This window comes from Enterococcus malodoratus ATCC 43197 (assembly GCF_000407185.1).
Taxonomy (GTDB): Bacteria; Bacillota; Bacilli; order Lactobacillales; family Enterococcaceae; genus Enterococcus_A; species Enterococcus_A malodoratus.
Map to the genome: position 1 here is coordinate 104811 of NZ_KE136484.1, position 13133 is coordinate 117943.

13 protein-coding genes are annotated in these 13133 nt (G+C 40.5%); 11 read left to right on the top strand and 2 right to left on the bottom strand.

What is annotated here, in order from left to right:
• Nucleotides 1–164: 164 nt before the first annotated feature.
• From I585_RS21265 to I585_RS21300, 9 genes are all read left to right on the top strand, one after another.
• Entirely contained in the window at nt 165–1694 is a 1530-nt protein-coding gene (locus tag I585_RS21265) for a metal ABC transporter solute-binding protein, Zn/Mn family (protein ID WP_010741302.1), read from the top strand.
• A gap of 24 nt (nt 1695–1718) precedes the next feature.
• The gene (locus I585_RS23155) at nt 1719–1835 is read left to right on the top strand and encodes a putative metal homeostasis protein (protein WP_090404283.1); all 117 of its coding nucleotides are present in this window, start codon (nt 1719–1721) and stop codon (nt 1833–1835) included.
• A 245-nt stretch (nt 1836–2080) separates the two neighbouring features.
• A complete protein-coding gene (locus tag I585_RS21270; RefSeq protein WP_010741301.1) occupies nt 2081–3829 on the top strand; it encodes an ABC transporter ATP-binding protein in 1749 nt (582 codons plus the stop codon).
• Between the two features lies 1 nt (nt 3830).
• The gene (locus I585_RS21275; RefSeq protein WP_010741300.1) at nt 3831–5570 is read left to right on the top strand and encodes an ABC transporter ATP-binding protein; all 1740 of its coding nucleotides are present in this window, start codon (nt 3831–3833) and stop codon (nt 5568–5570) included.
• A 125-nt stretch (nt 5571–5695) separates the two neighbouring features.
• Nucleotides 5696–6301: an MptD family putative ECF transporter S component gene (locus tag I585_RS21280; RefSeq protein WP_010741299.1), complete on the top strand. Its 606-nt coding sequence runs from the start codon at nt 5696–5698 to the stop codon at nt 6299–6301.
• A gap of 16 nt (nt 6302–6317) precedes the next feature.
• On the top strand, nt 6318–7010 hold the full coding sequence (locus I585_RS21285) for an energy-coupling factor transporter transmembrane component T (protein ID WP_010741298.1): 693 nt from the start codon (nt 6318–6320) through the stop codon (nt 7008–7010).
• On the top strand, nt 7011–8474 hold the full coding sequence (locus tag I585_RS21290) for an ABC transporter ATP-binding protein (RefSeq protein ID WP_010741297.1): 1464 nt from the start codon (nt 7011–7013) through the stop codon (nt 8472–8474).
• Between the two features lie 199 nt (nt 8475–8673).
• Entirely contained in the window at nt 8674–9717 is a 1044-nt protein-coding gene (locus tag I585_RS21295; protein WP_010741296.1) for a YibE/F family protein, read from the top strand.
• A complete protein-coding gene (locus tag I585_RS21300; protein WP_010741295.1) occupies nt 9714–10487 on the top strand; it encodes a YibE/F family protein in 774 nt (257 codons plus the stop codon). The genes I585_RS21295 and I585_RS21300 overlap by 4 nt, the downstream gene beginning before the upstream one ends.
• A 110-nt stretch (nt 10488–10597) precedes the next feature.
• On the opposite strand, the gene I585_RS21305 is transcribed toward I585_RS21300, so the two are convergent.
• A complete protein-coding gene (locus I585_RS21305) occupies nt 10598–11275 on the bottom strand; it encodes a DUF1905 domain-containing protein (RefSeq protein ID WP_010741294.1) in 678 nt (225 codons plus the stop codon).
• Nucleotides 11276–11452: 177 nt separating this feature from the next.
• Between I585_RS21305 and I585_RS21310 the strand changes: the two genes are divergently transcribed.
• Together I585_RS21310 and I585_RS21315 are read left to right on the top strand one after the other, a co-directional pair.
• A complete protein-coding gene (locus tag I585_RS21310; RefSeq protein ID WP_010741293.1) occupies nt 11453–11842 on the top strand; it encodes an RrF2 family transcriptional regulator in 390 nt (129 codons plus the stop codon).
• A gap of 111 nt (nt 11843–11953) precedes the next feature.
• Entirely contained in the window at nt 11954–12550 is a 597-nt protein-coding gene (locus tag I585_RS21315; RefSeq protein ID WP_010741292.1) for a class I SAM-dependent methyltransferase, read from the top strand.
• 49 nt (nt 12551–12599) lie between these two features.
• Here I585_RS21315 and I585_RS21320 read toward each other — a convergent pair whose 3' ends face one another.
• The gene (locus I585_RS21320; RefSeq protein ID WP_010741291.1) at nt 12600–13109 is read right to left on the bottom strand and encodes a TetR/AcrR family transcriptional regulator; all 510 of its coding nucleotides are present in this window, start codon (nt 13107–13109) and stop codon (nt 12600–12602) included.
• Nucleotides 13110–13133: the final 24 nt, after the last annotated feature.

Consider the following 13133-nt stretch of genomic DNA (forward strand, 5'->3'; position numbering starts at 1 on the left):
ATTGATGATCCGGAGAGGCTTACGTTCATAAATAGTTCGATCGTAATAACAGGAAGATCGAACTAGGACAAATTTGATGAAGCGGGGGGCGTTTTTTTGAATAAAGAAATGAATCGGTCAGGGATCAAATAATTAAAGTAACTAAAAAAAGAAAGAGGTCTGGAATGAAGAAGAAATTTGTGATTGCCCTGATCAGTCTACTGGCACTTGTCGGGTTAGGGGCTTGCAAGAGTAATCAAGCAGCAACCAAGGGCAAAGATGAGAAATTACAAATCGTCGCTACATTTTATCCAATGTACGATTTTACTAAAAACATTGTAGGAGATGCGGGAGATGTCTCTTTGCTGATTCCTGCTGGATCAGAACCGCATGATTATGAGCCGTCTGCAAAAGATATGGCGAAAATTACCGAGGCTGATGCGTTTGTATATCATAATGAAAACATGGAGACTTGGGTGCCGCGTGCGGCCAAGTCATGGAAAAAAGGTTCACCCAACGTGATTGAAGGAACAAAGGATATGCTTTTACTGCCCGGTGGTGAGGAAGAAGAACACGATCATGACCATGGCGATGAGAAAGGTCATCATCATGAACTTGATCCCCATACATGGCTTTCGCCGCATCGTGCAATCAAGGAAGTTACTTCGATCAAAGATCAATTAGTCAAATTATACCCTAAGAAAAAGGATGTCTTTGAAGCCAATGCAAAGAAATACTTGGCTAAACTAGAAGCGTTAGATAAAAATTATTCGGATACCTTGAAAGACGCGAAGCAAAAGAATTTCGTTACTCAGCATACGGCGTTTAGGTATTTAGCCTTAGATTATGGGTTGAATCAGGTTGGGATAGCAGGAATCAACCCAGATCAAGAACCCGATCCTTCAAGAATTGCTAAGTTGAAACACTATGTGGAAGATAATGAGATCAAATATATTTATTTCGAGAACAACAATCAAGGAAAGACCGCGAAAACATTGGCGGATGAAACAAAGGTGCAGCTGGAGGTGCTCAATCCGATAGAAAGCTTAACCAATAAACAGATCGATGCCGGTGAAAGCTACCTATCCGTGATGAAAGAAAACTTGATGGCCTTAAAGAAAACCACCAGTGTTCCCGGTAAAGATGTGAAGCCTGAAGAGGATACCGCAACAGAACAAACTGTTTATAACGGGTATTTTAAAGACTCTGAGGTAAAAGCCCGTAAATTATCCGATTATGCCGGCAATTGGCAATCAGTGTATCCGTTATTGAAGAATGGAACCTTGGATCAAGTCTTCGATTACAAAGCAAAATTGAACAAGGATAAAACAGCAGAAGAGTATAAAACCTATTATGAGACTGGTTATCAGACCAAGGTGGATAAAATTAAGATTACCAATAACCAAATAGATTTTATGGTTGATGGGAAACACCACAAGTATACGTATGAATATGCCGGTTCAAAAATTTTGACTTATGAAAAAGGCAATCGCGGCGTACGTTTCACGTTTGAAACTAAAGATCCAGATGCCGGTGAGTTCAAATATGTTCAATTCAGCGATCATGGTATCGCACCAGCCAAAGCAGCTCATTTCCATATTTATACTGGCGGAGAGAGTCAAAAGGCTTTGTATGATGAGTTGAATCATTGGCCAACCTATTACCCAACTACGATGAAGAGCCATGAAATCGCGCAAGAAATGCTGGCGCATTAAACTATTAAACAAGAGGTGGAGCCATTGGAAAAAACAGATTTAGCTAGTGCTTATCGCCGTTTAAAAAGCCCCAACATCAAGACCCGTAAACGTGCGTTGAAAATCATCAAAGAAGCAAAAAGAAATCGAACTAAGAAATAGTAAAATCTATCTCCCAGCTGGGAGATAGATTTTTTAATAAAAACAACGATCTAATTAGGAATAATCAAGCCCCAATTATGCCTTTCCCAGCCATTAAAAACAATGGTGATCATCATCCATCTGCAAAAGAATGTTGAAAACGGTCAGAAAAAATGGTTAAATGAGAATGAATCTCATTATCATTTAAGATTCTTAATTGTTGGGATGTTTGTTTCAAATGAGGAAATAGGGAAGGAGTTAGTTGGATGAAGAATGAATCGGTTTTGATTCGCTACATCAAGAAGAAGAAAGGATTATTGACGGTATCGGGAATTTTGGCGACCATCTCAACAATGGTACAGTTTATTCCTTTTTATTGTATTTATAAAATTATTGAGTTGTTGATGATCGGGGATTACTCGGCAGGAGGGTTGATTCATTGGAGTCTTGTCTCGATGGGGAGTGTCCTGGCTGGAGTAGTTTTGTTATATGGTTCCTCAATGTGTTCGCACGTTGCCGCCTTCGATATTTTGTACGAAATTCGAATGGATATTCTGCAGCATCTATCGAAGGTCTCGATGGGGTATTTTACACAAAAATCGAGTGGGCAATTAATGAAAATCATTGATCAATGTGTCGAGAAAATGGAATCATTTATCGCACATCAAATTCCCGATATTGTTTCGGCTTTGATCTTTCCATTGATCTATATCGGCCTGATGCTGACGATTGATTGGCGATTGGGCTTGATGTCTCTAGTCCCGCTTTTTCTAGCCGTCGGGATTTATTCTTCGCTGATGGGGAAAACGATGAAAAACAACAAAGTGAAACAATATCATGACGCACTGGAAGCAATGAACAGTAACGGTGTTGAATATGTTCGGGCAATGCCAGCAGTCAAAGTCTTCGGGCTGTCTGTCGGAAACTTTAAACGATTTCATCAAAGTATCAAGGATTATCGGAGTCTGGTAATGGATTGGTCAAATGGGTTTCGAGCAGGATACGTTTTATTTACCACGTTAATAACATCTGTTGTTCTGTTTGTAATGCCGTTTGGCGCGTTCTTAATCAGTCAGAATCCGCAGGACAAGACATTATTATTGACGGTCATGCTGTTCATCATTTTGGCTTCAGGAACGACGGGTCCTTTCATGAAACTGATGTATGCGGCCTCGACTTTTAGTAATGTCAACGAAGGAGTCAAACGAGTAGATGAGATTTTTGCTGAGGCGACGGTAGTAGAAAAGGCGACAACAGCGGAGTTTTCAGGAAATGGAATTTCTTTTGACGAGGTGTCCTTTGCTTATACAGAAGGAAATCCTGTCTTAAAAAAAGTCAGCTTTGAGCTGCAGCCCAATACGATGAATGCCTTAGTCGGGCCGTCTGGCGGCGGGAAAAGTACCATTGCGCAGCTATTATTACGTTTTTATGATCCATCAGAAGGAGCAATCAAAATTGGCGGAACTGATATTCGCGAAGTAACAATCGATACGCTGATGCAGGATGTTTCTTTTGTTTTTCAAGACGTTACATTGTTCAACGATACGATCGCTGCCAATATCCGAATGGGCAATAAAAAGGCTAGTTCGGAAGAGGTTCGCTGGGCCGCCGATTTGGCACGCTGCGATGAGTTTATTCAAGCGTTGCCGCATGGCTATGACACGATGATCGGAGAGCACGGTGTTTTCTTATCTAAGGGGGAAGCCCAACGGATATCGATTGCGCGAGCACTTTTGAAAAATTCACCGATTTTAGTTTTAGATGAAGCGACCGCATATGCGGATGCTGAAAATGAAGTCTATATTCAACAGGCTATCAGTGAGCTGGTCAAAGGGAAAACTGTTTTGATCATTGCTCATCGTTTGTGGACGATCCAGCATGTCGATCAAATATTGGTTTGTGACAAAGGAGAAATACAAGCAACTGGAACTCATGAGGAATTACTGGTGAATAATCCGCTCTACCAGAAATTGTGGATGATCAATGAAGAAACCAAAGACTGGGAGGTGAAGTAAGATGAAAGACGCGATTTACAATATTACTTCGGGGGAACCTAGGAAATTAGTTCAATCAACTTTTTGGGCGACCTTGGAATCGGTGGCTCGTTTGCTGCCGGCAGTCATTGCCTTTTATGGAATTTTTGAATTGTTTGAATCTTACCAGCAGAATCGTCCGCTGAATACTCGTCTGTTTCTTTACTTGATTCTTGCCAGTGTTGTGTGGTTTGCGGTCCAAGTTCTAATCTCCACGCTTGCATATGAAAAGCAATATACTGCTGCCTATGATGTTTCGGAAAAAGGTCGGACGAAATTGGCGAATCATTTACGGAAATTATCACTGGGATTTTTAGATAGTCGTGATCCAGGGGATTTGACGACGATGATGCTAGGGGACTATGCCTTGTTGGAAAGTGCGATTTCACGTTTGGTCCCTCAAGCATTGGCTGCCGTGATCTTACTGGTACTGGCTTTTGTTTCTTTGTGTCTGATTGATTGGCGAATGACATTATGTCTGTATGCTATGCTGCCAATTGTTTTACTGGTAGTTAAAGGCTCGAATATTTTAATGAAAAAACTAGGCGGACGTCATATCCAAGCAAAAGTAGATAGTGCCTCTCGCTTACAGGAATATCTGCAAGGGATTAAAGAAATCAAAGCCTATTCATTGGGCGGCCAGCAGTTTGCTAGAATTCAACAGGCTTTTGATACACTGCGCAAAGAATCGATTCGGATAGAAGGCGTATTGGGACCGGTCGTAATGGTGGCCATCTCACTTTTGAGGATGGGTTTGCCGATCCTAGTTTTCATCGGTTCATATCTACTAGCTCAACGAAGTTTAGTAGAATCGGTTTTCTTAGTCTTTATTGTCGTGGCTAGCCGAATTTATGATCCCTTCACTACACTGATGATCAATTATACGGAGATGCGTTATGCGCTGATCAGTGGTGAACGAATCATGGAGATTCGGAATCAGCCAGAGGTTGCGGGAACCGAAGAACTAAACGAAGATTATACAATTCGTTTTACGGATGTTGGTTTTTCTTATAAGGAAGAACCGGTGCTGCAAAAGATTAACCTGGAGATTCAGCCTAGAACATTGACGGCCTTGGTGGGCCCATCCGGCAGCGGAAAATCTACGATTGTAAAATTATTGGCTCGATTTTATGATGTCCAAACGGGCGTGATTGAGATCGGAGGAAAGGACCTTAAGACAGTCAATCCAGAAAATTTGTACAGTCATTTATCGATGGTGTTTCAAGATGTTTATCTCTTTAAGGATACGATCCTAAATAATATTCGTGTCGGCAATCAAACAGCCAGCTTTGAAGAAGTGGTGGCCGCTGCCAAAAAGGCGCATTGCCATGAGTTTATCAGTGCCTTGCCTGACGGCTATGAAACACTGGTTGGCGAAGGCGGTTCGACCTTGTCTGGCGGAGAAAAGCAGCGAATCAGTATTGCGCGGGCTTTTATTAAGCAGTCGGAGATTATTTTACTGGATGAAGCGACCGCTGCTTTGGATTTGGAAAATGAAGCTGGTGTTCAGCAGGCAATCAAAAATCTTGTTGCCGATAAAACTGTGATTGTGATCGCCCATCGTTTAAAAACGATTATGAAGGCGGACCAAATTGTTGTATTGGACAAAGGAACGATCGCAGCTAAGGGAACGCATCAAGAGCTTTACCAAACTTGTGAGCTTTACCATAAGCTGGTCGATATGCAGAATGAAGCGACCAACTGGAAATTCAGTAAAGGCTGATCGATCTTTTTTTGACAAACAAGGATATCTATTTACGCGATCCCCATTCGTATTTTTCATACGAATCGCGAAATGATACTGGAGTGAACGAAAAAAATAATTCCCCTATAGGAACGGAGAAAAAAATGAAGAATAAAAAAACGGAGAAACTTATCTCAAAAGATTACTTGACGATTGGGTTATATAGCGTTGTTGAATTTGTTGTAATGATGGTCATGTCGATGGCGACTTTGCCGATCTTGGCGTGGTTTTATCCTTATGCGACTGCTTTTGTCTTGTTTTTTACTTGTCCGATCTACTTGTTGATGGCCTTTAAGGTTGGAAAACGTGGAACTTTGCTGCTCTTTGGCGCGATCAACGGGTTGTTTTACGCCATTATGGGATCGGTCTACATTTTACCGATAACACTATTGGGCGGCCTGATCGGTGAAGTCATTTTAGCCAAAACGAATGGCTATCGGAAATTGGGTGCTCAAACAGTAGTATTTACGATCTACAACCTTTTATATGGTTTTTCAAACTATATTATTTTAGCGATTTCTGCGGATTACTATTTTTCTGTGATGAAAAATTCTGGTTACACTGAAAATCATCTTGAATATTTGACGAATCCGTTTTGGATTATGGTTTCAACCGCGGCGTTGATTGTCTCGATTTGTTTAGGATGTTTGTTCGGCTACAAATTATTGAATAAGCACTTTGTTAAGGCCGGAGTTATCAAATCTACTTAATCTGGAGGAGACGCGTATGAAAAAAAGTATCGATCCCAGAATCCAATTTCTTTTACTGATCGCGCAAAGTATTTTAGTGTTGTGTGCTCAAATGGATCAATTGATTTTATTGAATGTCTTTGGGATATTCTATTTAATCTATGCCGGTCTCTTTCAAACGGCTTTTAAATTCGGGGCAGTTATTGCTGCAACAACCGCATTATATTTCTACATTTTGAGTTCTGATCAGCAGTGGGTGAAATATGTCGGCTTTCTAATTTTTCTTGTATTGCGTTTTGGTCCAGTTCTGATCATGGCACGGGTTTTGCAAGAGGTTCCTACCGGTCGTTTGATGGCTGCGATGCAATCCTTGAAGCTGCCGAAAAATTTTATTCTTACTTTGGCAGTGACGTTGCGTTTTTTTCCGATTATCAAATTGGAAAATGATACGATCCAAATGTCGGCTCGTTTGCGCGGTCTGTCTTATTCGCAACCCCGAAATTGGCTGCGTCCGCTGCAGGCGTTTGAATATACCTTTGTTCCGTTAATGATGCGGACAATGAAAATCACCGATGAGCTGACTGCATCAGCTATGACGAAAGGCATCGATCATCCAGGACAGCGAACCTCGATTTATCAGACGCGATTAGCTAGCAAAGATTTACTGCTCGTCGTACTTTTCATTGGATATGCAGTCAGTATTTTTACATTCAGATTTTTGGAGGTCTAGATGATAAAACAAGCGATCAAGTTGACCGATATCAGTTTCAGTTATGATGCGGGAGAACCACAGTTGAAAAATCTTTCGCTAGAGATCAAAAAAGGAGAATGTGTTCTGGTGACTGGTGCATCAGGGTGCGGGAAAACGACGTTAACACGCTTGATCAATGGATTGATTCCTCATTATTATGAAGGAGAATTGACTGGCGAACTGTATTTAAATGGAGAAAATACACAGGAAATGGAGGATTGGGAATACGGCAAACAAGTCGGAAGTGTCTTTCAAGATGCTCGTTCTCAATTTTTTACTTCGAATGTGTTAGATGAATTGGCTTTTGCTTCAGAAAATTATTGTCAGTCAGCCGAAACCATCAATCGGCGGATTGACTATGTGCTTCAACTGAATCAGATGGAACAGCTGAAGAAACGAAAATTGGCTCAGCTTTCGAGCGGTGAGAAACAAAAGGTTGCGATGGGCGCTGTCGAAGTTCACTTTCCCGAGATCTTTGTATTGGATGAACCCTCGGCAAACTTAGATAATCAGGGCAACTCACAATTATCGGCCACAATAAAACAGTTAAAGCAAGCGGGTAAGACGATTGTGGTCGCGGATCACCGAATTCACTATTTGATGGATGTCGTAGACCGAGTTGTTTATATGGCAAAAGGCGAGATCGCTGCACAATGGACGATTGATGAATTTCGTCATTTGTCAAAAGCTTCCGTTCACTCATTCGATCTTCGTGAGAAACAGGAAATTTCTATCACGGACTTATTGAGAGCAGACACAGGTAAAGAACAAAGTGACTCGTCCTTTTTATCTTTAAAGGGATTGACAATTGGCTATCATCGCTTGGCTCCCAGCTTGATCAAAAACCTTGATCTGGAGGTAGCAAAAGGCGAGATTATCCTAATCACCGGTGAAAATGGTTTAGGTAAAACAACGTTAGCTCGGACGCTTTGCGGATTGAACAAGCAGCAGGCTGGTACTATCAGCATCAACGGCCAACCTCAATCGGTCAAGAAGCGGCGGGAAAAATGCTGGTTTGTTTTGCAGGATGCCGATTATCAATTATTTTCCGATAGTGTTTGGAATGAGCTGCTTTTAGGAACGAAAAAGACGGACGCGGATGTAGTAAAGGCAGAGCGATTACTGAAAGAATTAAATCTATTGAAATTCAAAGATCAGCATCCAGCTACACTGTCTGGCGGACAGAAGCAGCGCTTAGTTTTTGCGGTAGGCTTGATGCGAGAACCTGAGCTGCTGATTTTGGATGAACCGACTTCAGGATTGGATGCTGGGAATATGCGGCGCGTGCAACGCATGATTGTTGACTATGCCAACAAGGGTATTACATTTGTAATCATCACCCATGATTTTGAATTTGCAAAAGGATTTGGTCATAGTACGATCCAGTTAGGCAACTCTAGTTCTAGCAAGACTAAACAGCCCGATTTGGCAGTGTTCGAATAAACAGGAACTACTTCAAAATGGTGAGCGAAGAAGCAGTTCGTTTACTATTTTGAAGTTTTTTTCGGATTAGGGTGAAGTTTGACTCATTTTTTAAGTATAAAGAATCGACTAAAAATTCCTAATGATTAATTATAGGCGCGCCTAACTTTATTGCTGAATGGTAGAATAAATGGCAGGCACAACTAGAGGGAGGTCTTTTATGAAAAAAAGACTAACATACATAATCGCTTTATCAGCTATTATCTTGCTGGGCTTTTTCATTCAAGCAAAGAGCAGTATTTTTTACTCAGAACCCGTGATGCGCGTAGAGAAAGTGGAAGTGAATTCCGCTGCGAATACACAAAAAATAGCAGGAAAATTGTTGAATCAAAAGGGCAACGTTACATTGGAGACTCCGTACTACAAAAATGAGAGTATCTCTCCGTTGTACCGTAAGGGGAATCAATTGATTCTGCAAAAATCCGGCAATTATTGGCGGGTACTGGAAATGAAGCGAGATGGCTATGTATTCATTTTGATTGGTCTGTTTATTTGGATCATTCTGCTTATCAGCAGAAAAAAAGGGATATTTGCCTTGATCGGGTTAGCGATAAACAGTTTGCTGCTGTTATTAGTTTTATGGCTGAATCAGCAAAATGGCGGCTGGTCGTTGATGCTTTTGATGGGAATATATACTTTCGTAGCAATCTTTGTCGCTATGGGAACTTCTTATGGGTTTAAAAATCTTGATGTAAGAAAGATCTTTGGCACATTGGTGAGTGTCTTTCTCGCATTCTTCATTTGTCTGATTGCGATGAATTTGCTGAAGGATAGCGGCTTGAGATATGAAGAGATGCAGTTTATTACGCGACCTTACCGCTCGGTCTTTTTGGCTGGTTTGCTGATTGGCGCGATTGGTGCAAGTATGGACAATGTGGTAACGATCATTTCAACGTTGGATGAGATCCGCGCACAAAACGAACAGCTCCCATTGAAAAAATTAATGCAGTCCGGACGTGAAGTTGCACAGGATACAGCTTCTTCAATGATCAATGTTCTGATGTTTGCTTATCTTAGCGGCGCAATCCCATCCTTTGTCTTTTATATGGCGAATGGCTGGAATTTCCCTGATGTGATCGGGATGCATTTATCATTAGAGATTTTACGGACATTGTGCGGCGGCTTTGCGATCGTTTTGTCAGTTCCGGCTGCTTTATTGGCATTCAGTGTCTCTGAAAAATTAGGCAGGAGGGCAAGTCAATGAGCGTATTAATCTGTCTTACCTTGCTGCTGATTGTTCTGATGGTGCTAGTTTTCAAAAAGAGTGCGATCTATATGATTACAGGGACTTTTGCTAACTTCTGTCTATTCATTTTACTATTGTATTTATTGAGCAGCGGCTCTCCGGTGTATCTTGTGACTTTTTTGATTTTCCTAGGGGTAACAGTGGTGACTTTGTTCTATATTAATGACTTCAACCAAAAAACCAAGGCGGCCTTTCTCTGTGTCTTGTTTTTCTTGATCGTATTCACGTTGGTCACGCTGCCGCTCATCCAACTTGTTAAGACGCACGGATTCGCTATGGAGGAGCTAGACGAATTGCAGATGATGGATTTCTCAGTTTCTGTTCCGTTTTCTGCACTCAATCTTTCAATCATTTTGATGAGTTTCTCCGGAGCAGTGATCGACAGCAGCATGGCGGTCAGCAGCTCCACCTATGAACTTTATCGGCGGACAAATAATCTGACATTTAGAGAACTGCTTCACTCCAGCATGACGGTGGTCCATGAATTATTGAGTTCAACCATCAATACGCTGCTATTCGCCTTCATGGGATCGAGTTTAGCGTTGATTATTTGGATCCAAGATTTGAATTACTCTTTTCTCGAGATCGTTAACTCCAAAGCTTTTGTTGGAGAGCTTCTGATCAGTCTGCTGACTGGGATGGCCGCGGTAATTATCTTACCGATTACTTCACTTGTTTCTAGTTATATCTTTTTTAATCGGTATTTTCGTTCACACCAAGAACAATAAAATTTTAAGCGATTAAAGATAAACCTCCTAAATCGATAGCCGTCTTTCGAACATATCGCTATCAATTTTAGGAGGTTTTACTATATAAAAACTATTTGGTTAACCATTTCTCATGTACTAAAAATTTCTAAATAACTGATTATTCGGCCTTTATCATAATTTGTACGCACACCTGAAGCAGGGTCGTAATATTTTCCATTGAAGTGAAGCAGCAAATGGCTGGGTTTGCTAGAGTATTTATCAGCTTTTGTATTCAATAAACACAAATTTGGCAGTTGGGAAAATCGTTCTTTTTGATAGATCATTTTATCGGCGTGAGCGAACTTAAAATAATCTAGGGTTTCAATGATTTTACTTAAGGAGGCCTGCCATTTTTTAGCGTTCATGATCGTAATTATTTTTTCTATTGAGAGTCCGCTCAACATGGCTAGACATGCTTGCCCGCATAGTCCTGCAGCAGGCTGCAAAACGAGTTCTATCGTATCAATTTTTCGAATGGGTTCAGTATAGGGACTGTCATGATTGATGCGTGATAATTGATGAATGATCTCAAAGGAACTGGTGTAACTGCTTTTAACTGGCAGTTGCTCCAGATTTTTTTTAGCTATTGGGATATAGTAGTCACCTTGTCCTTTTGGGATCAGTTTGCATTCAAAAGTAATCTGTTCAATCGTAGCTTTCACGGGAATATTTCCTTTTTGTTCACAGATATCCCAAACATTAAAAGGAATTTTTATAAAATGTCGATTGCCCTCTTTTAAGTAACTTCCTTCAAATGTATACAACATGCTAGCCCTCCATTCATTCCTTCGGTTATAAATAAATGATAGCTGAAAAAATTCGTCTTTACTAGTTGAATCAAATATACACATTTTTTTGCGCTGATTTGTTGAGTGCTGTTGACAAGAAAAAACTATATGTATATTATAGACAAATAATATCTACAATTAAAAAGGAGGATAATGATGAAATTTACTAAAGCTGCCAATATGGGTCTGCATGTTATGGTTTATTTTGCACAAAATGATCAACTTGAGAATAATCTTAGTATTCATGATTTGGCGAATAAATTTGAAGTCTCGTCTTCTTACTTATCTAAAATCTTGACGCAATTAACAAAAGCGAGTTTGATTTCATCGGTCTCGGGTGTGAAGGGCGGGTACCGTCTGAAACGACTTCCTGCTGAAATTTCATTTTTAGACGTAATCCATGCGATCGATGGTCTTCCTGATGAAGTCAGCTGTTTAGCGAATAATCAACATGGATGTCCTATCGGTCAGATCATCAACGAAGGCGAAAATAAAATGTGGGAGTATTTTTCTTCGGTGAAGCTTAATCAGTTGACTGATTTATAAAATGAAGCTGATAACTTCATTTTTAAGTTAATTAGAGATATTAGATGTCTTTAATATGAATTAGATGAAATATTTTTTGATCAATACACTAAATTGAAAAGGATGGTTTTAATGACAAAGCACGTGCATGAACACCACAACTTAGAAAATGAAGAAAATTTCAAAAGGATGGTCGCAGTTTTAGATGGTGAGGAACGGAAGCAATTATTACCAGCCGAAAAAATTATCAGCTATTTACCCGATTTGGTGGGGAAAACGATTTTTGATGGCGGCGCAGGTACCGGCTTTTTGACATTGCCCTTAGCTAAACAAGCTGAGAAAGTAATCGCCTTTGATCAGTCAGAAAAAATGTTAGACTTGATTCAAGAAAGAGCCGCTAAAGAAAAATTAGAAAATATTACGAGTATGAGCGGCGACATCAAAACGATTGATTTGCCGGATAATTCGGTGGATGCTGCGATCGTTTCTGTGATGATCCATGAGGTTCATCCGTTTCAGGATGTTTTGCAGGAGCTGGCCCGCATCATCAAGCCGAAGGGACAGTTTGTGATTGTGGAATTTGAATCAGTGACGTCTCATGAGAATGGCGGACATCGTATTCCGTCACAAGTGATGAAGAAAGGGATAGAAGAATTACATTTACCGATTATTAAACAGACCATTCCAGCTGAAGGTATGTATTTGTTCATTGTCGGAAAAAACAGTTAAAATACTTAAGTGCTCAACGGAAAATTCATCCGCTGAGCACTTTTTGTTTTTATTGACTGAGAAAGGTTGAACAAATTTTGGCTAATTCAGCGGGAGTTTCTTTTGCCCCGGTCTCGATCCAAGTGTAGAGAGTCGACCAAAAGATTCCCGTGGTAAAGGCATTCGCATACTTTGCGACAGTAGGTTCGAGTTTCTCTCGGCGGATATAGGTAGCATTCAGCTGTGGAATACGTTGCTGATAGTGTTTGAATAGATAAAACATCAAGTCATTCTTGTAAAGAACGTTCAGTTGAGTACTGTGCTGGTACCAAAAAGTAAAATGATGGTAGATCAATGTTTCGTAAGTTTCGGCTGAGTAATTTTGCTCATAAGCCGCGTATTCGGAAAAAAGCTGTTCGATGCTGCGCTCTAAAACCGCTTCTTTGTTTTTAAAATAGCGGTAGAACGTTTTTCTGCCGATCTCAGCTTCTTGAGCAATCTGTGTAACGGTAATCAACGCAAAATCATCGATCTCCATCAATGTGAATAGACCGGCGATGATTTGAGCTTCTTTTTCCATAGGGACCTCCTGACACACTTCTTA

Bases quoted from the DNA above. Each gene is read 5' to 3' on its own strand.
- I585_RS21305 (WP_010741294.1), bottom strand. From the start codon at position 11,275: ATGTTGTATACATTTGAAGGAAGTTACTTAAAAGAGGGCAATCGACAT.
- I585_RS21285 (WP_010741298.1), top strand. From the start codon at position 6,318: ATGAAAAAAAGTATCGATCCCAGAATCCAATTTCTTTTACTGATCGCG.
- I585_RS21265 (WP_010741302.1), top strand. From the start codon at position 165: ATGAAGAAGAAATTTGTGATTGCCCTGATCAGTCTACTGGCACTTGTC.
- I585_RS21315 (WP_010741292.1), top strand. From the start codon at position 11,954: ATGACAAAGCACGTGCATGAACACCACAACTTAGAAAATGAAGAAAAT.
- I585_RS21270 (WP_010741301.1), top strand. From the start codon at position 2,081: ATGAAGAATGAATCGGTTTTGATTCGCTACATCAAGAAGAAGAAAGGA.
- I585_RS21280 (WP_010741299.1), top strand. From the start codon at position 5,696: ATGAAGAATAAAAAAACGGAGAAACTTATCTCAAAAGATTACTTGACG.
- I585_RS21290 (WP_010741297.1), top strand. From the start codon at position 7,011: ATGATAAAACAAGCGATCAAGTTGACCGATATCAGTTTCAGTTATGAT.
- I585_RS21275 (WP_010741300.1), top strand. From the start codon at position 3,831: ATGAAAGACGCGATTTACAATATTACTTCGGGGGAACCTAGGAAATTA.
- I585_RS21300 (WP_010741295.1), top strand. From the start codon at position 9,714: ATGAGCGTATTAATCTGTCTTACCTTGCTGCTGATTGTTCTGATGGTG.
- I585_RS21295 (WP_010741296.1), top strand. From the start codon at position 8,674: ATGAAAAAAAGACTAACATACATAATCGCTTTATCAGCTATTATCTTG.
- I585_RS21320 (WP_010741291.1), bottom strand. From the start codon at position 13,109: ATGGAAAAAGAAGCTCAAATCATCGCCGGTCTATTCACATTGATGGAG.
- I585_RS21310 (WP_010741293.1), top strand. From the start codon at position 11,453: ATGAAATTTACTAAAGCTGCCAATATGGGTCTGCATGTTATGGTTTAT.